General features: G+C 69.6%; 20 protein-coding genes. 4 read left to right on the top strand and 16 right to left on the bottom strand.

What is annotated here, in order from left to right:
* Positions 1 to 80 precede the first annotated feature (80 nt).
* Entirely contained in the window at positions 81 to 836 is a 756-nt protein-coding gene (locus ACFXOO_RS01285) for an NRDE family protein (RefSeq protein ID WP_394562574.1), read from the bottom strand.
* A 28-nt stretch (positions 837 to 864) separates the two neighbouring features.
* Here ACFXOO_RS01285 and coaBC point away from each other — a divergent pair, with 28 nt between their 5' ends.
* Positions 865 to 2,076: a bifunctional phosphopantothenoylcysteine decarboxylase/phosphopantothenate--cysteine ligase CoaBC gene (gene coaBC / locus ACFXOO_RS01280; protein ID WP_394562573.1), complete on the top strand. Its 1,212-nt coding sequence runs from the start codon at positions 865 to 867 to the stop codon at positions 2,074 to 2,076.
* Here the strand turns inward: coaBC and ACFXOO_RS01275 are convergent.
* A complete protein-coding gene (locus ACFXOO_RS01275; RefSeq protein ID WP_394562572.1) occupies positions 2,057 to 2,878 on the bottom strand; it encodes a DNA alkylation repair protein in 822 nt (273 codons plus the stop codon). The genes coaBC and ACFXOO_RS01275 overlap by 20 nt on opposite strands.
* Positions 2,879 to 2,915: 37 nt before the next feature.
* Here ACFXOO_RS01275 and pgi point away from each other — a divergent pair, with 37 nt between their 5' ends.
* The gene (gene pgi / locus ACFXOO_RS01270; protein WP_394562571.1) at positions 2,916 to 4,595 is read left to right on the top strand and encodes a glucose-6-phosphate isomerase; all 1,680 of its coding nucleotides are present in this window, start codon (positions 2,916 to 2,918) and stop codon (positions 4,593 to 4,595) included.
* Between the two features lie 10 nt (positions 4,596 to 4,605).
* On the opposite strand, the gene ACFXOO_RS01265 is transcribed toward pgi, so the two are convergent.
* From ACFXOO_RS01265 to ACFXOO_RS01245, 5 genes are all read right to left on the bottom strand, one after another.
* Positions 4,606 to 5,598, bottom strand: a complete 993-nt coding sequence (locus ACFXOO_RS01265) for a nucleoside hydrolase (RefSeq protein WP_394562570.1) — start codon at positions 5,596 to 5,598, stop codon at positions 4,606 to 4,608.
* A gap of 125 nt (positions 5,599 to 5,723) precedes the next feature.
* A complete protein-coding gene (locus ACFXOO_RS01260; protein ID WP_394562569.1) occupies positions 5,724 to 7,295 on the bottom strand; it encodes an MFS transporter in 1,572 nt (523 codons plus the stop codon).
* Positions 7,296 to 7,413: 118 nt separating this feature from the next.
* Positions 7,414 to 8,136, bottom strand: coding sequence for a DUF1361 domain-containing protein (locus ACFXOO_RS01255; RefSeq protein ID WP_394562568.1), 723 nt, complete (start codon positions 8,134 to 8,136; stop codon positions 7,414 to 7,416).
* 4 nt (positions 8,137 to 8,140) lie between these two features.
* Positions 8,141 to 8,977 (bottom strand): Cof-type HAD-IIB family hydrolase, encoded by an 837-nt coding sequence (locus ACFXOO_RS01250; RefSeq protein WP_394562567.1) that lies wholly within the window; start codon positions 8,975 to 8,977, stop codon positions 8,141 to 8,143.
* A 67-nt stretch (positions 8,978 to 9,044) separates the two neighbouring features.
* Positions 9,045 to 9,878 (bottom strand): SDR family oxidoreductase, encoded by an 834-nt coding sequence (locus ACFXOO_RS01245; protein WP_394562566.1) that lies wholly within the window; start codon positions 9,876 to 9,878, stop codon positions 9,045 to 9,047.
* A gap of 99 nt (positions 9,879 to 9,977) precedes the next feature.
* On the opposite strand from ACFXOO_RS01245, the gene ACFXOO_RS01240 reads away from it, so the two are divergent.
* Positions 9,978 to 10,787: a hypothetical protein gene (locus ACFXOO_RS01240; RefSeq protein ID WP_378852182.1), complete on the top strand. Its 810-nt coding sequence runs from the start codon at positions 9,978 to 9,980 to the stop codon at positions 10,785 to 10,787.
* Positions 10,788 to 10,799: 12 nt separating this feature from the next.
* Here ACFXOO_RS01240 and ACFXOO_RS01235 read toward each other — a convergent pair whose 3' ends face one another.
* The 5 genes from ACFXOO_RS01235 to ACFXOO_RS01215 form a co-directional block, all read right to left on the bottom strand.
* On the bottom strand, positions 10,800 to 12,542 hold the full coding sequence (locus ACFXOO_RS01235; protein WP_378852184.1) for a long-chain-fatty-acid--CoA ligase: 1,743 nt from the start codon (positions 12,540 to 12,542) through the stop codon (positions 10,800 to 10,802).
* A gap of 178 nt (positions 12,543 to 12,720) precedes the next feature.
* Positions 12,721 to 13,284, bottom strand: a complete 564-nt coding sequence (locus tag ACFXOO_RS01230) for a CGNR zinc finger domain-containing protein (protein ID WP_394562565.1) — start codon at positions 13,282 to 13,284, stop codon at positions 12,721 to 12,723.
* A 218-nt stretch (positions 13,285 to 13,502) separates the two neighbouring features.
* Entirely contained in the window at positions 13,503 to 14,240 is a 738-nt protein-coding gene (locus ACFXOO_RS01225; RefSeq protein WP_378836957.1) for a YqjF family protein, read from the bottom strand.
* Between the two features lie 301 nt (positions 14,241 to 14,541).
* The gene (locus tag ACFXOO_RS01220; RefSeq protein ID WP_394562564.1) at positions 14,542 to 15,168 is read right to left on the bottom strand and encodes a DUF1684 domain-containing protein; all 627 of its coding nucleotides are present in this window, start codon (positions 15,166 to 15,168) and stop codon (positions 14,542 to 14,544) included.
* 23 nt (positions 15,169 to 15,191) lie between these two features.
* Complete coding sequence (locus ACFXOO_RS01215) at positions 15,192 to 17,054, bottom strand: DUF2207 domain-containing protein (protein ID WP_394562563.1); 1,863 nt, start codon at positions 17,052 to 17,054, stop codon at positions 15,192 to 15,194.
* A 75-nt stretch (positions 17,055 to 17,129) separates the two neighbouring features.
* Here ACFXOO_RS01215 and ACFXOO_RS01210 point away from each other — a divergent pair, with 75 nt between their 5' ends.
* The gene (locus tag ACFXOO_RS01210) at positions 17,130 to 17,567 is read left to right on the top strand and encodes a MarR family winged helix-turn-helix transcriptional regulator (RefSeq protein ID WP_378836950.1); all 438 of its coding nucleotides are present in this window, start codon (positions 17,130 to 17,132) and stop codon (positions 17,565 to 17,567) included.
* Between the two features lie 16 nt (positions 17,568 to 17,583).
* Here the strand turns inward: ACFXOO_RS01210 and ACFXOO_RS01205 are convergent, their stop codons facing one another.
* The 4 genes from ACFXOO_RS01205 to ACFXOO_RS01190 are packed head-to-tail and all read right to left on the bottom strand — an operon-like array spanning position 17,584 to position 20,017.
* Entirely contained in the window at positions 17,584 to 18,318 is a 735-nt protein-coding gene (locus ACFXOO_RS01205) for an ABC transporter permease (protein WP_378836947.1), read from the bottom strand.
* On the bottom strand, positions 18,315 to 19,034 hold the full coding sequence (locus ACFXOO_RS01200; RefSeq protein ID WP_394563169.1) for an ABC transporter ATP-binding protein: 720 nt from the start codon (positions 19,032 to 19,034) through the stop codon (positions 18,315 to 18,317). Before ACFXOO_RS01200 ends, ACFXOO_RS01205 begins: the two co-directional genes overlap by 4 nt.
* Before the next feature lie 50 nt (positions 19,035 to 19,084).
* Complete coding sequence (locus ACFXOO_RS01195; protein WP_394562562.1) at positions 19,085 to 19,375, bottom strand: DUF4287 domain-containing protein; 291 nt, start codon at positions 19,373 to 19,375, stop codon at positions 19,085 to 19,087.
* Positions 19,376 to 19,408: 33 nt separating this feature from the next.
* Positions 19,409 to 20,017 (bottom strand): TetR family transcriptional regulator, encoded by a 609-nt coding sequence (locus tag ACFXOO_RS01190; protein WP_394562561.1) that lies wholly within the window; start codon positions 20,015 to 20,017, stop codon positions 19,409 to 19,411.
* Positions 20,018 to 20,034 lie beyond the last annotated feature (17 nt).

Here is a 20,034-nt window from a genome sequence, read left to right as displayed (position 1 = left end):
CTCTTGGTGCAAAGGGAAAAGGGCCGGCCGGATGCCTCTCCGACCGGCCCTTCACCATCCCCGACACCGTCCGCACCGTCTCACCCGAGCTCGAGGGCGTTCCACCGGCCGGGCTCGGTGAGTTCGCCGTAACGCACATCCACGCCCGTCGACGCGATCGTCGCGGCGCAGACCAGCAGCGAGAGCGTCGGGTAGCCGTACGGCCGGTTGTCCCGCACGATCGCCCGCTCGTCCGTGGGGTCGAGGGCGGAGCTCCGCGCGAGGATCTCGAGCCAGGGCCGCCACCACTCCGCGCTCGCGGCATCCGGAACCTGCGCTTCGAAGGCGGGAAGCCATTCGACGATGCGCGCGGTCTCGGGGTCGTCGATGTCGTCGTGAGCGATCATGTGCGTGCCCGGCGCGAGCGGAGTCCGCCGGACCACATCACCGTCCCAGGTCACGATCGCGGCCACGATGTCAGGGGAGGTGCCTGCTGCGGTACCGGGAGAGGTGCGGGCCACCTCGACGAGGTTGAATCCGTGCATGCGCGGCCGTCCAGCGACCGACCGTCCGGCAACCGAGTCCAGCACGACCTCTCCGCGCGACCGCAGCCCCTCGGCGGGCAGCTCGGTGACGTCGGCGCGGTTCAGCAGCACGGCGAACCGGCCCGTCGAGGAGTCCGCCGCCAGCCATGCGCCGCCCGACCGTTGATCGCGCACCCCCACGACATCGGGGTGCTCTTCCGGCCACCGTCGCCCCAGCGGGTCCCATGCCCGGCCCGGGTCCTCGTCTCGGATCGCGAGGACCCGCGTCGGCTCGTCGCTCGAGACAGGAACGTGGATGATCACCGTGCACACTGCAGAAATCTCCTGACAAGATCGAGGCATGTTCGTCGTCGTGGGAGTCACCGGTGGGATCGCGGCCTACAAGACCGTGCATCTCGTGCGCCTGCTGGTGCGATCCGGGCACGACGTGCATGTCATCCCCACCGAAGACGCCCTCCGCTTCGTGGGTCTGCCGACGTGGGAGGCGATCAGCCGCAACCCGGTGACGACGTCCGTGCACGACGATGTCGCGAAGGTGCGGCATGTCGCGCTCGGACGGTCGGCGGATCTCGTGATCGTCGCACCCGCGACGGCGAACTTCCTGGCCAAGATGACCGCCGGGCTTGCCGACGATCTCCTCGGAACCAGCCTACTGGCGACCACCGCGCCGGTGATCGTGGCACCGGCCATGCACACCGAGATGTGGCGCCATCCCGCCACCGCGCACAACATCGAGGTGCTGCGTTCGCGGGGGGTCCGCATCGTGGGGCCGGAGACGGGCGAGCTCACCGGTGGCGACAGCGGGCCGGGACGAATGTCGGAACCCGAGACGATCCTCGAGGCGGCGTCCGTCGTCCATCGCCGGGACCTGGCGGGACTCCGCGTGGTCGTCACGGCCGGAGGCACCCGCGAACCCCTCGATCCCGTGCGGTTCCTCGGCAACCGCTCCAGCGGCCGACAGGGCGCGGCGGTCGCCGTCACCGCCGCCGCACGCGGCGCCGACGTGCGACTGATCGTCGCGCATGTCGACGCGGGAGTGCTGGCCGAGGCATCCGCTCTGCCCTCGATCGAGATCGAGACCGTCGGCACGGCCGCTGAGCTCGCCACCGCCGCGCGGACGGCTGCGGTCGATGCCGACGTCATCGTGATGGCTGCGGCCGTGGCCGACTACCGCCCAGCCGAGGTGTCGGAGCGCAAGCTCACGAAAGAGTCGTCCCCCGACGGTCGGCTCACGCTGGAGCTCGTCGAGACGGAGGACGTGGTCGCGGCACTCGTGCGGGAGCGTCCGGCGGGGCAGACGATCGTCGGTTTCGCCGCCGAGACGTCGTCCGATCAGGCTGATCTCCTGGCACGCGCCCGGCGCAAGCAGGCACGCAAGGGCGTCGACCTGCTCGCCGTGAACGAGGTCGGATGGACACGGGGCTTCGAGTCCACAGAGAACGAGCTGACGATCATCGGGCCGGGCGGCGAAGTGCTCGCCGATGCCGGCGGTCACAAGCGGGCGGTCTCGGATGCACTGTGGGACGCCGTGCTCAGCGTCCGGGAGCGCTGACGCGCGCACTCCTCCCCTGGATCGCCTGCCCTGCCTCACCCGTCGAACGCACGGGTCGGCGCGGAATCGCGCGCAGGCGAGCCCGCTCCGAGGGAGCGAGGTGCTCGACGGCATAGGAGAGCATCGTGCGCGGCATCCGTCCGGCATTCTCCTCGAGGAACGCCAGCAGTTCGCCGCGGTCCACCCGTTTCCCGACCTCGCGCAGCATCCATCCGACGGCCTTGTGGATCAGCGGCTCGCGGTCTCCGAGCAGCGTCTCGGCGAGCCGCAGCGTCGGTTCGGCGTCGCCCGCCTTGATCCACGCGAAGGTGGCGATGACGGCGACACGACGCTCCCACAGCGGTCCCGCGGCCAACCGATCGAGTCGGGCGAAGGCTTCGACGTCATCCTGCTCCCGCAACCATCGCCCGACGATCTGTTCGGCGGTCGAGTCGACGAGGTCCCAGTTGTCGACCTCCCCCCGCGAGACGGCCGCCAGGTAGAGGTCGAAGATCTTGCGACGGGCGTCGTCGTCGCCCGTCCGTGCGGCGCGTTCGGCCTGGGCGACGAGCACGAGCAGCGCCGCGAGCCGGTGCTCGTGGACCGGGCTCGCGAGCAGCGCGGTGGCCTCCGCCGCGGGCAGGGCCGCGAACTCCTTGACAACGGTTCTCGTCGCCGGCACGCGGACGCCGATGAACTCGTCGCCCTCGGCGTATCCGCCCGGCCCCGTCTGGAAGAAGCGCTGCAGGATCTCCGCGTGGGCAGGGTCACCGAGCGCATCGAGGCGGGCGGCGAGGTGCGCTGCGGTCAGCTCGATCGACACGAGTGCAGGTTACGCCGCACGGCGCTAGCGTGGATGCATGACCTCTCCGATCGACCCCACGTCCACCGCTGCCTGGTCGGAGCTCGACGCTCTTCGAAGCTCGTTCACCCCTGATCTGCGCGCGTGGTTCGCCGAGGACTCCGGGCGGGTCGAGCGCTTCAGCTTCCCCCTTGCGGACCTGCACGTCGATCTGTCGAAGAACCTCGTGACCGATGAGATCCTCGCCTCGCTCGTGCGGCTCGCCGAGCAGACCGGGGTGGCTGAGCGTTACGCGGACATGCTGGCCGGCGCCCATTTGAACACCAGTGAGAACCGTGCCGTGCTGCACACCGCGCTGCGGCGGCCGGCCGGATCATCCCCCGCCCTCGTCGTGGACGGGCAGAACGTCGATCACGATGTGCAGGAGGTGCTCGATGCGCTGTCGGCCTTCGCCGATCGCGTGCGATCGGGCGAGTGGCGGGGCATCACCGGCAAGAAGGTCACGCACGTCGTGAACATCGGCATCGGCGGCTCCGACCTCGGTCCGGTCATGATCTACGAAGGACTCAGGCCCTACGCCGACGCCGGCATTCACGCGATCTTCGTCTCGAACATCGACCCCACCGACATCGCCCAGAAGACGGAAGGGCTCGACCCCGAGACCACACTCTTCATCGTCGCGTCCAAGACCTTCACGACCCTCGAGACCCTGACGAACGCGCGGCTCGCGCGCGACTGGCTGTGGGCGCAGCTCGAGTCCTCCGGCGCGATCGGGTCGGACGAGGCATCCCGCACCGATGCCGTGGCGCACCACTTCGTCGCCGTCTCGACGGCTCTCGACAAGGTGGCGGCATTCGGCATCGATCCGAAGAACGCGTTCGGGTTCTGGGACTGGGTGGGCGGACGCTATTCGGTGGATTCGGCGATCGGCCTCTCGCTGGCGATCACGCTGGGTCCTGACGCGTTCCGCGAGCTGCTCGGCGGATTCCACGCCGTCGACGAGCATGTCCGCACGACACCGTTGGCGCAGAACGTACCGGTCCTGATGGGGCTGCTCAACGTCTGGTACAACAACTTCCTCGGGTCGCAGTCGCATGCCGTGCTGCCCTACGCGCAGCAGCTGCACCGATTCGCGGCATACCTGCAGCAGCTCACGATGGAGTCGAACGGCAAATCGGTCCGGTGGGACGGCTCACCGGTCACCACCGACACCGGTGAGGTGTTCTGGGGCGAGCCGGGCACGAACGGCCAACACGCGTTCTACCAGCTCATCCACCAGGGAACGCGGTTGATCCCCGCCGACTTCATCGCCTTCGTGAATCCCGCGTATCCGCTCGAGGACGCCGGGCGCGACGTGCACGGTCTGTTCCTGGCGAACTTCCTCGCGCAGACGAAGGCCCTCGCCTTCGGCAAGACGGCCGAGGAAGTGGAGGCCGAGGGGACGACGGGTGCACTCGTGGCGGCGCGCACCTTCCCGGGCAATCGTCCGACGACATCGATCTTCGCGGCTTCGCTCACGCCGCGGGTGCTGGGCGAGCTGGTGGCGCTGTACGAGCACATCACGTTCACGCAGGGCACGATCTGGGGCATCAACTCGTTCGATCAGTGGGGTGTCGAACTCGGCAAGCAGCTCGCCCTGCAGATCGCTCCGGCGATCGAGGGTGACGCCGATGCGCTGGCTTCGCAGGATGCCTCGACCCGCGCACTGCTCGAGTACTACACCGCGCACCGGGCCTAGGCGAGCGGCCTCACGCGCGTGCGAAGCCGCCCGAGCCGGGCTGAACCTCGGGTCCGCGCCGAACGTGAGGTCGCTGGGCGAGGAGGTCGCGCATCAGTGTGAAGAACGCGGCGGAGTCGACCTCTTCGATCGCGGTGGCGTTGGGCACGGCGTCCGCTCGCCAATCGAAGACCGTGGCACCGCGGGTGTGCTCGCCGCGCAGTTCGACGGCCACGCGGTAGGGCCGTTCTCTGCGGGTGAGTTCGGGCGCGAGGGCGATGGCCACCGACAGCGAGTCCGGGTGCGTCGACCCACCGAGACCTGCGGCGTGATCGAAGGCGAACGTCGCCCGGTTCGCTCGGACGAAGAACCTGCTGAGGGGTGTGTCGAGGGCCTCGATCTGAGCGATGCGCTCGGGTCCGAAGACCGTGGATGCGATGGTGAGCGGATCCCACGTGACGAAGCGCAGGCTCGGGAAGCCGGCGCTCACGACGATGTTCGCGGCCTCCGGGTCGACGAAGATGTTGTATTCCGCGGCGGGGGTGACATTGCCTCGGCCGTTGAGGGAACCGCCCATCACGACGAGCTCACGGACGTTGGCGGCGAAAGCGGGGTCGCGGCGCACCGCGAGCGCGATATTGGTGAGCGGCCCGATGGCGACGATGGTGAGCTCACCGGCGTGGCGGCGCGCGAGGCGGACGAGGGCATCGACCGCGTGCTCCTCAGACGCGGGCTCGGCGTTGGTGCGACGCTGTCCGCCGACACCGTCGAGTCCGTGCACCTCGGTCGCGCCGACCCACTCGCTGACGAGCGGCACGTGGGCCCCGGCGTGCACCGGGACGTCGCCGAGGCGACCGGCGAGCTCGAGGGTCAGGAAGGCGTTGTCGACCTGCTGCGCGAACCCCACGTTCCCCGCGACGATCGTGATGGCCTTGAGGTCTGCGCGGGGGTCGAGCAGTCCGAGCAGCAGCGCGAAACAGTCGTCGGCGGCGGTATCGGTGTCGATGACGAGAGGGATGGGCACGCTCGATCTTTACAGGTGGTGCGCGTTTCGACTCGCTGCTGCACGTTGAACGGCCGGATGGGGCGAACGAAGAGACCTTCGGGTAAGGGAAGACGCGGCAGCGACCGGCGTGAGGCCGTCGCCGGTCACTGATCGACGGACTCGGCGCTGCGGCGGGGGGCGCTGCGCCCGGCCGCGGTCGCGCCCTCGGACGCAGCATCCATCGCCTTCTCGCCGGCGGTCCCGCGAGAATCGCGGATCTCGCGAGTGTCCTCGAACGCGGAATCCTCGCCGTCGACCGCAGCGCCGGCTTCCTCGCCGTCGACCGCAGCGCCGGCTTCTTCGTCCGGCGCCGTCGCAGGCGCCGCGGCGTACGCCGCGGAGAGACGGCGGTACGGCCGCGACACGAACGCGAGCAGCACGACCACGAGAAGCACGAGACTCGCCGCGGTGAACGCGAGGGCGATGCCGCGAGCCTCCCCCTGGCCGAGCAGCCATCCGAAGGCGTCGTCGCCGGCGTCGGTCCGCATATACGGGATCAGCCAGAACTCCGCGATCGGGCCGATGATGAACGACGACACCGGCGCGGCCGCCGACTCGATGCTCGCCGCGAATCCGAACACGCGCCCCTGCTTCTGGAACGGCACGACCCGCTGGATGATGGTCTGCTCGGATGCCTCGGCGATGGGCATCAGGCACATGAACACGAGAATGCCCAGCGCGTAGACCCACCACAGTTCTCGGATCGCGAACGTCATGCCGAGCACCGCGATGCCGACGTTGACCAGCAGCATCGTCCGCACCGGATTCTTGCCGAGCCCGAACTTGGCGACCAGAAGTCCACCGATGATGAACCCCGTGCTCGTGACGCCGAGCACCACCCCCCAGAGCTCGACCGAGAACAGCGTGAGCCCGTACGGGTCCATCAGCGCCATGAAGATGCCGCCGACCAGATTGTTGAACGTGCTGAACAGGAGGAGGGCGAGCAGCCCCGGAACAGCGACGATCGCGGGGATCACGCCCCGGAAGTCGAACGACGTCGTCGCGCCCTCGACGTGGGCGATGGTGCGCTCGGGGATCGGAACGAACATCAGATGCGTCAGCGCGAGGGCGGTCGCGACGATCGCGATCACGACGGTCCATCCCATGCCGAGCAGCCCGATCGACAAACCCGAGAACACGCTCGTGACCATGAACGCGATGCCCTGCACCGTGCCGACCAGCCCGTTCGCCCGGTCGCGGCGGTCGCCGGGCACCAGCAGCGTCACGGTCGTCGACAGCGCGATGTTGCGCATGTTCTCGACCACCCCGCCGACGAGGATGACCGCGGCGAACACCCAGAACCACGGACCGCCCCAATCGACGAGCACCGATTCGGGGAAGGCGAGGTAGAGCGCCCCGGCGAGGAGATAGGCAGCGAGCGTGATGACGCTCGAGAGGACCATGACCGCCTTCTTCTTGGTGCGGTCGACGATCACGCCGAACACCACGCCCAGAAGCGCGACCAGCAGCATGTACGAGCCGCCGATGATCGCGGTCGCCAGCACCGAACGCGTCTCGAGGTAGACCCAGAACGTGAGCGCCCACCACAGATAGCTCGATGTGACGTTGGCGATCGCGGTGTTCAGCAACACCCCGTAGAAGCTGCGCAGGGTCGACGGCCCCGGCGCGAACTGGTCAGGCTCGCTCGTCGAGGCATTGCGGGGCGTATCGGACATCGTGGGTCACTCCCGGTTCGGCACAGCTCGGTCTGGCACAGCTGGATCTGGTGACGGTTCCAGGGTCCCACGACCCCCCGACATTCGGCCAGGGGCAGCCGACGACGAGCAGCTGCGCTCAGCCGCGCAGTGCCCCGAACCCGAGCAGGGAGAGCGGGACGTAGATGAGCGCGATCAGGATCGCGTGGGTCAGGACGAAACCGAAGGCCTCGAGCGCTTTGCCGCGCTGCCGCAGGTGGCCCGTGATCTTCGCGATCATCGATGAGGGGTGCCGCACATCCCAGCTGTTCACGCGCAGGTACCTCCCCATGTAGACCCCGACGGCGCCGAGGACGATCACGACGCCCGCGAACACCCACGACGCGGCCGGCGCGCCGGCGTCATCGGGGTCGAGCACGACCAGGATCACCCCGGTCTGGATCACCGCGAGGCTCAGCACGGCGTTGCCGATGCCCGACAGCGTGAGCGCCAGCGTCTGCACGATGTCGTACCAGAGCGGCACAGGTGTCTCTTCGGCTCGATGGCTGAAGTTCAGCTCGGTGATGAGGTAGACCGAATTGGGGAAGAACAGCAGCCACAGCAGCGTCCCGACCGCGATGTAGCCCCAGACGAAGGTCGCCGCGATCAGTCCGGGGATCACCGCGAGGCGGTCGAGGGCGGCGCCGAGCAGGAACAGCCCGCCGATCGCCGTCAGCGCGAGCAGCACCGGAGCGAACGACAAGCCGATGTTCAGCAGCATGGGGCGGTACAGGGACACCTTGTAGACCCACGAGCGCAGCAGGATCAGCGCCGCGGCATAGAGGTTGAGCACGACGACGCTGCTGACGGCCACGAGGATCACCCCGTCAGCTTTTCACGCGAGCGCCGTCACCCCCGAAGACGAGCCGCTCGATCGTGGTGATCACGCCGTGCTCCAGGTTCGACGGTGCACGGTGCGCCGCCCGCGCAGCGACCTGCTCGTGCGCGTTCTCCATCGCGAACGACCACTCCGCCGCATCGAGGAGCTCGAGATCGTTCAGGTAATCGCCGAACGCGGCGGTCTGCGATCGCGTCACGCCGAGAGCGCGCTGCAGGGTCTGCAGCGCCACCCCTTTGTTGACGCCGAGCTCCATGACGTCGATCCAGTGGTGTCCCGAGACCACCACCTGGTGGCTCTCCGCAAGGTCGGCGAGCGCCGGCGCCGTCCGTTCCTCCGCCGACCCGAAGTCGTAGATCGCGATCTTGAGGATGGCGTCGTCGGGGGCGAGCAGGTCGTCGACGACGGCGAGCCTGGCGTAGTACTTCTCGGCCTCACCGAGGAATGCGGCATCCGCCCTCTCGATGTAGGCGGACTCCTTCCCGCACACGACCACCCCGATGTCGAGGCCACCGAGCGCGAGCTCCCGGAGTCGTCGCACCAGCGCATCGACGAAGACCGGGTCCATCGCGTCGACGCTGACCTCTTCGTGGCCGCGCACGACGAACGTGCCGTTCTCAGCGATGAAGGACATGCGGTCGGATGCTGCGCCGAACGTCCTCCGCAGCGTCGCCAGCTGCCGGCCCGAAGCGGGCACGAACTCCACCCCCGCAGCGCTCAAGCGCTCGAGCAGCGGCCACAGGGTGTCGGGGACCTCGCCGTCACCGTCCAGCAGCGTGCCGTCCATGTCTGCGGCGATCAGGCGGATGTCGGGCCTCGGAGTCATCAGACCATCCTCACAGAGGCCCGACATCGCGCCGGACCGGCGCCGGACCACTCCCCGGCGCGCGTCGCTAGCGGGCGCCGCCCTGGGCCAGCAGCGAGACGTCGTTCCACTTCTCCCAGGTCTCGATGCGACCGGCGTAGTCGGCCTTCGCGATCGCGAGGGGGGCCGAGCCGAAGAACACCCGCAGGGGCGGCTCGTCCGCGTCCACGATCTTCAAGACGGCGGCCGCGGATGCCTCGGGATCGCCGGGCTGTGCCGAACGCTGCGCGCGCGACTTCTGCATGGCGTCGCGGGCGTCGTCGTACGCCGCGAGAGGGTCGGCGTGACGCGCGCTCGATCCGCCCCAGTCGGTGGAGAACCCGCCGGGCTCGATGAGCGTGACGTGGATGCCGAACGCCGCCACCTCGCCGGCGAGCGCCTGCGAGAAGCCCTCGAGCGCCCACTTCGATGCGTGATACGCGCCGATCCCGGGGAACGCGCTGATGCCGCCGATCGACGACACCTGCAGGATGTGACCGGCGCCCTGCTCACGCAGGAAGGGGAGCGCGGCCTGGGTCACCCAGAACGCGCCGAACACGTTGGTCTCGAGCTGATCGCGAAGATCGGCCTCGCTCAGCTCCTCGACGAAGCCGAACTGCCCGTACCCGGCGTTGTTGACGACGACGTCGAGTCGGCCGAACGTCTCGTGCGCGAGCCGTACGGCCGCGAAGTCCGCATCCCGGTCCGTGACGTCGAGCTCGATCGGCAGGATGGCGTCGCCGAACCGTGCGACGAGATCGTCGAGGGCGTCGAGGCTGCGTGCCGTGGCCGCGACCTTGTCTCCTCGCTCGAGGGCTGCGATCGCCCACTCGCGACCGAACCCGCGCGATGTCCCTGTGATGAACCAGACCTTGCTCGTCATGATTTTTCCTTTCGACGACGTACGGGTGATAGCGCGGGCGGGCGGAGGATATTCCCGCTGAAGGCGACCCGCCTCCGGTCGCGACGTAGACTGCGCCGTATGCCGTGGCTCGTACATGCGTGGTGGTGGGCCCTGGATTATCTCTACGCCGGCACCCGCCAGCTCGCGATCTTCGCGCCGCCCTGGACGCGCGGGCCCCGTCGAGCGCCGACGGCCTGGAACGAGGGTGCGTCGCGCCTCCCCGAGATCGTCCTGCTGCCCGGCGTGTACGAGCACTGGTCGTTCCTCCGGCCGCTGGGCGACGCGCTCAACGCCGCGGGCCACCGTGTGCGCGTCGTGCACGGACTGCGCACAAACCGTCTGCCGGTCGGGGCCACCGCGGCGAAGCTCGAGAAGGCCCTGGCCGCATCGCCCGCGCCGCCCGCCGGCCGTGTCCTCGTCGCACACAGCAAGGGCGGACTCATCGGCAAGCATCTGCTGGTCACGACGGGCGCGGCTCAGGATGCGGCGCGCGCGGCGGCCTCGGGCGAAGACCCCGCTGTCGCCGCCGCGAGCGCGACGCCCGCGACCGCACGGGATGCGGCATCCGCTCGCCCCCTCGGTGTGCTCGGCATGGTGGCCGTGTGCACACCCTTCAGCGGCTCAGGGCTCGCCAAATGGGTGCGGGTCCCGAGCATCCAGGCGTTCCGACCCACCGACGAGACGATCGTGATGCTCGGTCGGTCGACGTCGGTGAACGGACGCATCGTGTCGGTCTACGGGCGCTACGACCCGCACATCCCCGAGGGGAGCGCGCTCACCGGCGCGACGAACGTCGAGGTGGCGGCCGTCGGTCATTTCCGCGTGCTGGGCTCGTCGCTCACGCACCGCGCGGTGATCGACGGCGTCGCCCTGCTCACCGGCGGATAGCCGGCGCCGCCGTCACGCGCTCTCGTCCATCAGTCGCTCGCGGACGATCCGGCGCAGCACCTTGCCGATCTGCGATCGGGGGAGGTCGTCGATCTGCACGACCCGGCGGGGGATCTTGTAGGCGGCGAGGTGCGACCGGGCGAAATCGCGCAGCGCATCCTCGTCGAACCTCGCACCCGATCGCACCGTCACGGCGGCGACGACCTGCTCGCCGCCGGACGAGCGCGGGAGCCCGATGACGGCAGCCGACTCGATGTCGGGATGCATCGTCAGCACGTGCTCGACCTCGGTGGGACTGACGTTGAAGCCGCCCGTGATGATGAGCTCCTTGACCCGGTCGATCACCGTGACGAAACCGTCCTGCGATACCGTCACGATGTCGCCGCTGCGCAGCCAGCCGCCGGGGAGCAGCACTTCGGCCGTCTCGGAGGGACGGTTCCAGTACCCCTGGAACACCTGCGGACCCCGGATGAGCAGCTCGCCCGCCTCACCGATCGCGCGATCCTCGGACGGGTTCTCGGGGTCGACGACGCGGATCTCGGTACTCGGGAACGGGATGCCGACCGTGCCCGGGCGGCGGGTCGGCCCGATGGGGTTGCCCAGAGCGACCGGCGACGTCTCGGTCATGCCGTAGCCCTCGACGAGCAGACCGCCGTTCTGCTGCTCCCACCGCGAGACCGTCGCGACCGGAAGACTCATCGCCCCCGAGATGGAGAACCGGATGCTGCGCAGGTCGGCGTTCGCGCGCGACAGGGCGTCGTAGATCGGGGGGACGGCAGGCAGGAAGGTCGGCGGCGTGCCGCGGGCCGCCCGGAGGAACAGGTCCACGTCGAATTTCGGGAAGAGCACGACCCGCGCGCCGATGGAGATGGCGAAGGTGAGGCAGAGCGTCAGCCCGTACGCGTGGAAGAGCGGGAGCACGGCCGCGAAGACCTCCTTGCCCTCCTCCAGGCCGGGAACCCAGGCGCGTCCCTGCGCGGCGTTCGAACGCAGATTGCGGTGCGTCAGGATGGCGGCCTTGGGCTGCCCCGTGGTCCCACTCGTCAGCTGCAGCAGGGCGATGTCGTCGAGCGAGGGACGCGCCCACTTCTTGGGCAGGCGGCGCGCGTCGGAGATGCGCGACCACTCGATCACCGACTTCACCTTCGGGGTGGCGGTCATCGCGTCGCGGGACGCGCGCGCCTTCGCGACCGGCAGCCTCAGCGCGAGGCGCTTGCCCAGCGGCAGCGCGTCGGTCATTCGCACCGATACGACGGCTCCCGGCGCGGCATCGGCCGGAAGACCCGCGACGACGTCGGCGACCTTGTCCCAGACGATCGCGACCACGGCGCCGTGCTCCTCGAACTGGTGACGCAGCTCGCGTGGGGTGTAGAGCGGGTTGTGCTCGACCACGATGGCGCCGAGGCGCAGCGCCGCATAGAACGCGACGACGTGCTGCGGACAGTTGGGCAGCACCAGAGCGACGCGGTCGCCGGCCACGACGCCCAGCTTGCGCAGACCGTTCGCGGCTCGCGCGACCTGCTCGCCGAGTTCTGCATAGGTCGTCTCCGCCCCGAAGAACTCGAGGGCGACCTGGCCGTCGTAGCGCGCGACGGCGGAGTCCAACATGTCCACGAGGGTCTCGTCGACGGGGGTGATGTCGGCCGGCACGCCCTCCGCGTAGGCCGCGATCCACGGCCGGTCCGCCAGGGACACATCGCCGCCCGGGGTGGCGGACACGTCGCCGGGTTCGTTCGAGGGGTCCGGGTGATCCATGCGCAGGCTCCTCAGTATTCGGGGATCTCCAACCTACGCCGCGGGCGGGGCTCGACCTGTGAACGGCGGCACGCCGCCCGCGAATCGCGCCGCTGCGATCGACCCTTGCCGGCACGCGGAGAGATGCCGTATTTCGGAGCACGTCGGGTCGAGGCATCCGCTCTTCAGCAGATCCCCGTCACCCGGCGGGCGACGCCCCGGTCCCCTGCGTCGGTCGGCGCGCGCGATGCCGCCGCACCGCCGCACGGTTCGCGCATCGGACCGAGCAGTACCGCTGGCGGCCGTTGCGCGTCACATCCACGAAGACATCGCGGCAGGTGTCCCCCGGCGCCGCGCCGGCCTCGCAGCGTGCCAGGCGGCTCATTCCCCGCGTCGTCAGGTGGAGCGCCGTTCCCACGCTGAACACGGCGAGGAGCACATCGGGCAGGGCCCGCCCCTCGTCGCGGTAGTGCAGATGCCACCCCTCGCCGTCGTGGTCCGTCATCCGCGGATACGCGCCGACTTCAGCCATGAGGTCGTTCAGCAGGGCGGCCTTCGTCCGCCCGTCACCCGCATCGACGACCGCGAGCCACCGGTCGACCACACGCCGGGTGCGCTCGTGATCGCGGCCGTCGGGCTGGAAGGCCATGGTCATCCCGAAGTCGCGCGCGCGCCGCTCGATGCCCGCCCGGTCGACGGGCCAGTCGTTCGCCAGCGACGCGGCGAGCAGTACCGCGTATTCGCCGTAAGGGTTGAGGTGCATAAGGCCATTACATCATCGTGGACATGTGAGCCCGATCGAGCAGCAGTCCTCCCCTCGCCCCACCGAGCACGCCGAGTGCTCGAAGCACGCGTGGACGACCGAATCGCGCCATCGCGTGAGCTCCGGCTCTGTCGTCTACGCGAAGTGCGCCAGCTGCGGATGTCGACGCGTCGACATGCAGGGCGCCACGGATATCGCCCCGTTCGCTCTCAGCGAAATCATCGGTCGAGCAGAGTCCCCCGGCCGAATCGGGCATCGACTCCGGGGCTGAACAGCACCGAGTCCGGCGCGCGGTCCACGATGCCCGGGAGGCCCGCGGCCGCGCAGAGCTCGTCGTGGAGGGACGTCACGGACGCAGGATGCAGCACCCACGGCTCGTGCTCGTTCGGCAACCACTGTGTTCGCCCGAAGCGACGCTGGAACAGGCCCCATCGGGCGGTGAGGAACTGCGAGAGCCCGTCATCCACGGTCTGCGACCCATCGACCGCGACACCGAGACGGAAGCCCGGGCCCCGCCGAGAGGGCGAAGCCGACATGCGGCGAGCGGCGTACTCCCACCCGTCCACGCGTGGGCGCTGCGCGGTGCGCGCCCACATGTAGGGGAGCGAGAACAGGGCACGGGCGGCGAGGACGGCCGGCAGGCTCGATGCCTCGAGCGACCGGAACACCACTCCCCGGCGTCCCTCGTCATCCACGCCGTAGAGGCGCACGTTCACCTCCGTGAACGACCCGCCGATCGGTGAAGGCGGCAGCGGTCCGATCCGGGCGTCGCCGAGCCGGAACGCGATGAGCCCGACCCACGTCGATCCTCCCCACACATCGGGGACGACCCCGGGCGGGAGCAACGGGGCCACGTCCTCGACCGCCGCACGCCAGTGCACGAAGGCCACCTGTCGCCACTCCTGCGCCGCTACGATCGAGCCCCCCAGCGGGGGCGCTGTCCTCGAGATGTCCACGACGTCCAGTCTGGGCGTCGCCGAGGTCGATGGCTCCGTCCGCGGCCGTCGGAAGAACCCGAATCTTATGGGTTTTCGATGATCACGAACGGATAACGGAAAAACCCTTGCCGTCGTTATCTTCTCGTTATACAGTTCAGGAACGGTCGATGTTTTGCTGTGGCAGAGACCGGACATGTGATTGCAGGACACTCTTGGTGCAAAGGGAAAAGGGCCGGCCGGATGCCTCTCCGACCGGCCCTTCACCATTCCCGACACCGTCCGCACCCCCAGCCGCACCGGCGTCGTCACCGGCATGCGCTCAGCTGCGGAAGAACTCCCCCACCGGCACCTCGATGTCGAGCACATCGCCCGGCGGCGCGAGCGGGCAGGCCCAGGCCGGATCGTAGGCGCACGACGGGTTGTAGGCGAAGTTGAAGTCGACGACGATCCTCCCGGCTGCCGCATCCGCCCCGAGATCCGAGCCTTTGACGGTGTCGAGCACGTAGCGACCGCCGCCGTACGTGCCATCCTCGCGACCGGCGAGCGCATCCCGCACCGGCAGGAAGATGCCGCCCCCGTACGTCATCAGCCGCCAGACGTCGAGCGAGCCAGCGCCCGGCAGTTCCACCACGCCGATCCGCTCGAAGGGCACGATGCCGTCCGTGCCGGTCGCGAACTCGAAACCGCCCGGCTCAGCCGGGACGAGGGGCAGCTCGAATCGCCATTCGGGGTCGTAGGGCGCGATCGGCAGCCCCTCGAAAAGCAGCCGATCGTCGGCGAGCATGGGAGATGCCGGATGCCGCGACATCAGGTCATCCCGCTCGATGCGCCAGAGCTCATGCGCGTCTTCGGGGTCGACCTCGGCGCGGACGGCCGCGTAGAGCGCGAAGACGCGGCGGCGCCAGTCCGCGGTCTCCAGAGCAGTGCGAGCGGATGCGTGAGCCATGGGTTCAGGCTATGCGCCGGCGGTCACACACCGCCCCCGCCGCCCCCGCCGCCGCCCCCGCCTGCCCCGCCGCCACCGGAGGAACCTCCTGACGTCGACGAAGAGGAGGACGCCGTCGCCGACAGCGTGCCGATCCCGCTCGAGAACGCGGCGGCGCTGAACCCGCCGGTGCCGTAGTACCATGTCGGCGTGTAATCCGGCCCGTAGAGCACCGCCAGGCGCTCCGCCCACTGCTTCTCCAGGCCGAACACGACCGCGTACGGCAGCAGGGTCTCGTACAGGTCGAGCATCTGTCGCGGGTCACCGGTGTCGACGGGTCGGCGTTCCGCTCCCGCCGGGGATTGCAGCATCCGGATCCGGTCGGCTTCGGCCCACTCCATGAAGACCTTCAGACCCTGAAGGTGGTCTCGCGTCTCTGCGCCGCGCGGTGTCAGCGGGGTGTTCGAGACGAGACCGATGGCGACGAACGCCGCGATGACCGCGAAGACCAGCACGAGGACGGGGAAGAGCGGCGACACTCCGCCGAAGATCGCCACCATCGCGAAGACCCCCGCCCCGATCGCCAGAAGTATGGAGAGGACGATCGGCAGCATGCGAGGCCCCGCGCCCACCTTGCGGCGCAGTCCGCGCGCATAGATCTCCGTGCCGGCCTCGGCGAGGATCGCCTGCGCGGCCTTCGAGAAGCGCGTATCCGAGCGGCCGAACTCGAAGACGGCACCGGGCGCGAGGTCGGGGAACAGCCCGTCGAGCAGCATCCGCCCGTCACCGTCCGCCCGCGACGGATCGATCAGCTCGGCGCGCAGCGGAGCGCCGCCGTACCAGCGCTTGTCGCCCTCGACGATGCGGATGCTGCCCACCACCGCCTGCTCGAGCACCTCGGCGGGGATCGCCTTGGCCGGCTTGCCGAGCAGCACCGCGCTCTCGAGGGCGTCCACGCCCGACGGCGGCGTGTACTCGGCGATGATCGTCGGTCGCCCCGCCGCATCGCGGAGCTTCCGCGAGCGCGTGATGGCGGCGAGCACGACGACGGCGGCGGCGCCCAGCCCGGTGAGGGCCTGCACCCAGCCCCACGGCGAGGCCAGGTACGACGAGTCGAAGGGCGTGAACGTCCCCCGCGTGAAGGCGACGGCCATCGTCACGGTCTGATACGCCGCAAGCCCGGTGGCGGATGCCTCGACCACGGTCCCCCCATCGGCGTCGGAGCTCGTGCCGATCTCGCACGGGTCGTTCGACCCCTGTGAACCCGCATAGCAGGCCGTGTTCCCGGTGAGGGAGCCTTCGAGATCGGCGGGCACGTGCAATCGGGCTGTCACCCGGCCGAACGGCTGGGGCCACTGGACACCGTTGACATCCCAGTAGAACTCCTCGGCTTCGGTGTCGTCGAAAGTCCACGTGACGTTCTCGAGCGTGTAGGTGAAGACATAGGTCTGCGCCCCATGCACGTAGTCGTCGGCGCGCGACGTCATCTGGAAGGTGCCGTCCTCGGAGTCCGTCTCGGCGGGCCGGGCATCGCCGCTCTCGTCGGTGATCGACACCAGACGCGGAAAAAGGGGCTGGCCGTTGTAGGTGTCGGGGATCGCGCGACGCATGCCGCGATTCTGGTCGCTGTCGGGGAAGTCGGCGACGAAGGTCTCGACGACGGTCAAGGTGCTCGACCCGTCGTCGGCTCGGCCCAGGGTGTAGTCGGCGTCCATGCTCTGGAACGTGAAGTCCTCGACGGACGCGGGCGCACCCCCCGGGCCGACCGCGGTCACCGCGGCCGCAGTGGAACCGGTCTGGCGGGGCGCCTCCGGCGCGACCGTGGCCAGGGCGGGACCCGCGAGCAGCAGTGCGGATGCCGCACCGGTAGCCATCGCCAGACCCAGACGTCGCAGCATCCGTCTCATGCCTCCCACCCTAGGCGGGGTCGACGCGGGGTCCCGCGCCTGCCGCAGAAGCCCTGCGCGGCATATTCTTGTGGCATGACCGATCGACGCCTCGCCGTGGATGCGTGGGAGAGTCTTTTCCGCGCTCAGCACGAGGTGTTCAACGAGATCAGCAGCGACTTCGACGGCACCGAGCTGTCGCAGGCCGAGTACGACGTGCTCCTCACGGTGACCCGCGGACCCGACATGACCGCGCGGCTGCGTGACGTGACGGCCAACATGCTCATCAGCCAGCCGAGCGTCTCGCGCCTCGTCGATCGAATGGTCTCGCGGGGCCTCATCTCGAAGTGCGCCGACCCCGACGACGGCCGCGGATCGATCGTGCGGGCGACGGATGTCGGGGCCACCGCGTTCCGTCGCATCGCCACCGCCCACGGCAAGGCGATCGCCGAGCGGATGTCGCAGCTCAGCGACGACGAACTCGAGCATCTGCGCGATCTCACCGCGAAGCTGCGCACCCCGCGTTCCTGCTGAGCGCCGACCTGCGCCGTCAGGCAGTGCGGCGACGCAGGGTGAGCGAGGCGAGGATGAGGGCGCCGATCGCGAACGCGAAGACGATCAGGAGCGGGCCCGAGACCTCTGCACCACCCTCGCCCGCGGTGACCGCGTTGATCGCGTCGATCCCGTAGCTGAGCGGCAGGACATCGGAGACGGCCCGGAGCACGTCGGGCATCTGATCGCGCGGTACGAACAGCCCGCCGAGGATGATCTGCGGGAAGATCAGGACCGGCATGAACTGCACCGCCTGGAACTCCGTGCGGGCGAACGCGCTCGCCAGGAGCCCCAAGGCGGTGCCGAGGATCGCATCGGCGACCGCGACGAGCCCCAGCTGCCACAGCGGACCGTCGACGGCCAGTCCGCAGACGCCGACCGCGAACGCCACCGTCACCAGTGCCTGCACCGCCGCCACCACCGCGAAGGCGCACGCGTAGCCCACGATGAAGTCCGGTTTTCCGAGTGGCGTGGACAGAAGTCGTTCGAGGGTGCCCGACCGCCGTTCCCGCAGCGTGGTGATCGACGTGACGAGGAACATCACGATGAACGGGAAGAGCGCGAGGATCGCGGCGCCGAATCGGTCGAACACACCCTCCTGATCGACGAAGAGCCACGCGAAGAGCCCGATCAGCAGGCTCGGGACCAGCAGCATGAGCGCGAGGGAGCGGGGATCGTGGCTCAGCTGACGGAGCACACGACCGGCCGTGGCCAGGGTGCGCCCGGGGTTCACCGCCCCACCCCGCCCTGGAGGAGCGCGAGGAACGCGGCATCCGCGTCGGCCGTCCCCGTCGATTCGAGGAGACCGCGCGGAGTCGTCTGCGCGATGACCGCTCCACCGTGGATCAGCACGATCTCATCGCACCGCTGCGCCTCGTCCATGACGTGACTCGAGACCAGCAGCGTGGTCGCGTCGTCGGCCAGGGCACGGAAGATCGCCCAGAGACTCTCGCGCAGCACGGGATCGAGCCCGACGGTGGGCTCGTCGAGAACGAGGAGTCGGGGGCGGCCCAGCATCGCGGTCGCGAGCGACACCCGCCCGCGCTGGCCTCCGCTGAGCGACGAGACGAGCTGGCGCCGGGCGTCCCCGAGATCGACCGCGTCTATCACGCGCGCCACGTCGCGGCGCGGGACCGACAGCACCGTGGCGAAGTAGTGCAGATTCTGCTCGACCGTGAGGTCGTCGTAGACCGACGCGGCCTGCGTGGCGTACCCGACGTCGCGGCGGAGGCCTCGTGATCCTGCCGGTTCGCCGAGCACGGTGACGCTGCCCCCGTCGACCTTCTGCACGCCCACGATCGCGCGCATGAGGGTGGTCTTGCCCCCGCCGCTCGGGCCGAGGAGCCCGGTGATCCGGCCGGCCGGCAGGGAGAGATCCACGCCGTCGAAGACCGTCCGCGGCCCTCGTCGCACGGTAAGGCCGGCGATCTCGACCGCGAATTTATTCATCACGCGATGAATTATCCGGATGCCGCCAGGTCAGGTCAAGGGACCCGGCCTCACGTCCCCGGGTTCGTCGCCGTGCCGTCGAGCCACAGCGTGTCGGACGGGTCGCTGTGCGCCCGTCCCGAGTCGACGTGCGTCGCGCCGATCTGGGGACCTTTCGTGATGACATGGACGAGCGCCATGGCGTGGCCGCGCCCGAGGCCGTAATCATCGGCGAGCCAGGCGATGATCTCGCCCGCCTTGGTTCCCGGCCCGAATCCCCTCTCCGTGGCCAGATCGATGAACTGCCGAGGCGTCAGACCCGTCTTGCCCTCGATGTTGTCGAGATATGCCTGGAACGACATGAGACTCCTTCCGCCGCTCTGCGGCACGTGCGATCAATCGAACAGGTAGCGCTGCACCGTCTGGCCGACCCGCTCCACGAGGTCGTCGACGGTGGCCTCCGCCAGCGCCGGAAGCTGCAGGACGTAGCGGGCGATCAGCAGGCCCGCGATCTGGCTCGCGACGAGGGACGAGCGGAACGCAGCATCCGGCGCTTCCACGCGCGCGGCGATGCGGCCGATCAGCTCCCGTTGCAGGAAGGCGGCCATGAGCGGCGTGGTCATCCGGTTCCCCAGCGCGGCCCGCAGCAGCACGACCCCGCGCTTGCTCACTTCAGGGCGCTCCCACGATTCGAGGATGTAGCGTACGAAGCGCTCCCCGAGCCCGTCGTCGGGCCCGTCGAGCAGGGCGGGGATGTCGACCTCGGGACGCATCGGGGCACCCACCGTGTGGGCGAAGAGGTCCGCCTTGGTGCCGAAGTAATGGTGCACGAGCGCGGAATCGACGCCCGCCCGCACCGCGATGCCCCGCATCGTGGCGCCGTCGTAGCCGAGCTCGCCGAATTCGTCGATCGCAGCGGCGCCGATGCGCGCCTGGGCATCGGACTCCCCCGCCTTCGGCCGCCCCCGCCGTCGCGGCGGAGTGGGGACGGCGTACTCCGGCATGCGGTCAGCCTAGACCG

Source organism: Microbacterium sp. P03 (assembly GCF_043556235.1).
In the GTDB taxonomy this organism is placed as follows: domain Bacteria; phylum Actinomycetota; class Actinomycetes; order Actinomycetales; family Microbacteriaceae; genus Microbacterium.
The sequence above is the reverse complement of the archived record's forward strand: the minus strand, read 5'-3'. Positions and strand labels throughout refer to the sequence as shown.

Coding starts and splice junctions, on each gene's coding strand:
- coaBC (WP_394562573.1), top strand. CDS start 865: ATGTTCGTCGTCGTGGGAGTCACCGGTGGGATCGCGGCCTACAAGACC.
- pgi (WP_394562571.1), top strand. CDS start 2,916: ATGACCTCTCCGATCGACCCCACGTCCACCGCTGCCTGGTCGGAGCTC.
- ACFXOO_RS01260 (WP_394562569.1), bottom strand. CDS start 7,295: ATGTCCGATACGCCCCGCAATGCCTCGACGAGCGAGCCTGACCAGTTC.
- ACFXOO_RS01250 (WP_394562567.1), bottom strand. CDS start 8,977: ATGACTCCGAGGCCCGACATCCGCCTGATCGCCGCAGACATGGACGGC.
- ACFXOO_RS01245 (WP_394562566.1), bottom strand. CDS start 9,878: ATGACGAGCAAGGTCTGGTTCATCACAGGGACATCGCGCGGGTTCGGT.
- ACFXOO_RS01240 (WP_378852182.1), top strand. CDS start 9,978: ATGCCGTGGCTCGTACATGCGTGGTGGTGGGCCCTGGATTATCTCTAC.
- ACFXOO_RS01235 (WP_378852184.1), bottom strand. CDS start 12,542: ATGGATCACCCGGACCCCTCGAACGAACCCGGCGACGTGTCCGCCACC.
- ACFXOO_RS01230 (WP_394562565.1), bottom strand. CDS start 13,284: ATGCACCTCAACCCTTACGGCGAATACGCGGTACTGCTCGCCGCGTCG.
- ACFXOO_RS01220 (WP_394562564.1), bottom strand. CDS start 15,168: ATGGCTCACGCATCCGCTCGCACTGCTCTGGAGACCGCGGACTGGCGC.
- ACFXOO_RS01215 (WP_394562563.1), bottom strand. CDS start 17,054: ATGAGACGGATGCTGCGACGTCTGGGTCTGGCGATGGCTACCGGTGCG.
- ACFXOO_RS01210 (WP_378836950.1), top strand. CDS start 17,130: ATGACCGATCGACGCCTCGCCGTGGATGCGTGGGAGAGTCTTTTCCGC.
- ACFXOO_RS01200 (WP_394563169.1), bottom strand. CDS start 19,034: ATGAATAAATTCGCGGTCGAGATCGCCGGCCTTACCGTGCGACGAGGG.
- ACFXOO_RS01195 (WP_394562562.1), bottom strand. CDS start 19,375: ATGTCGTTCCAGGCATATCTCGACAACATCGAGGGCAAGACGGGTCTG.
- ACFXOO_RS01190 (WP_394562561.1), bottom strand. CDS start 20,017: ATGCCGGAGTACGCCGTCCCCACTCCGCCGCGACGGCGGGGGCGGCCG.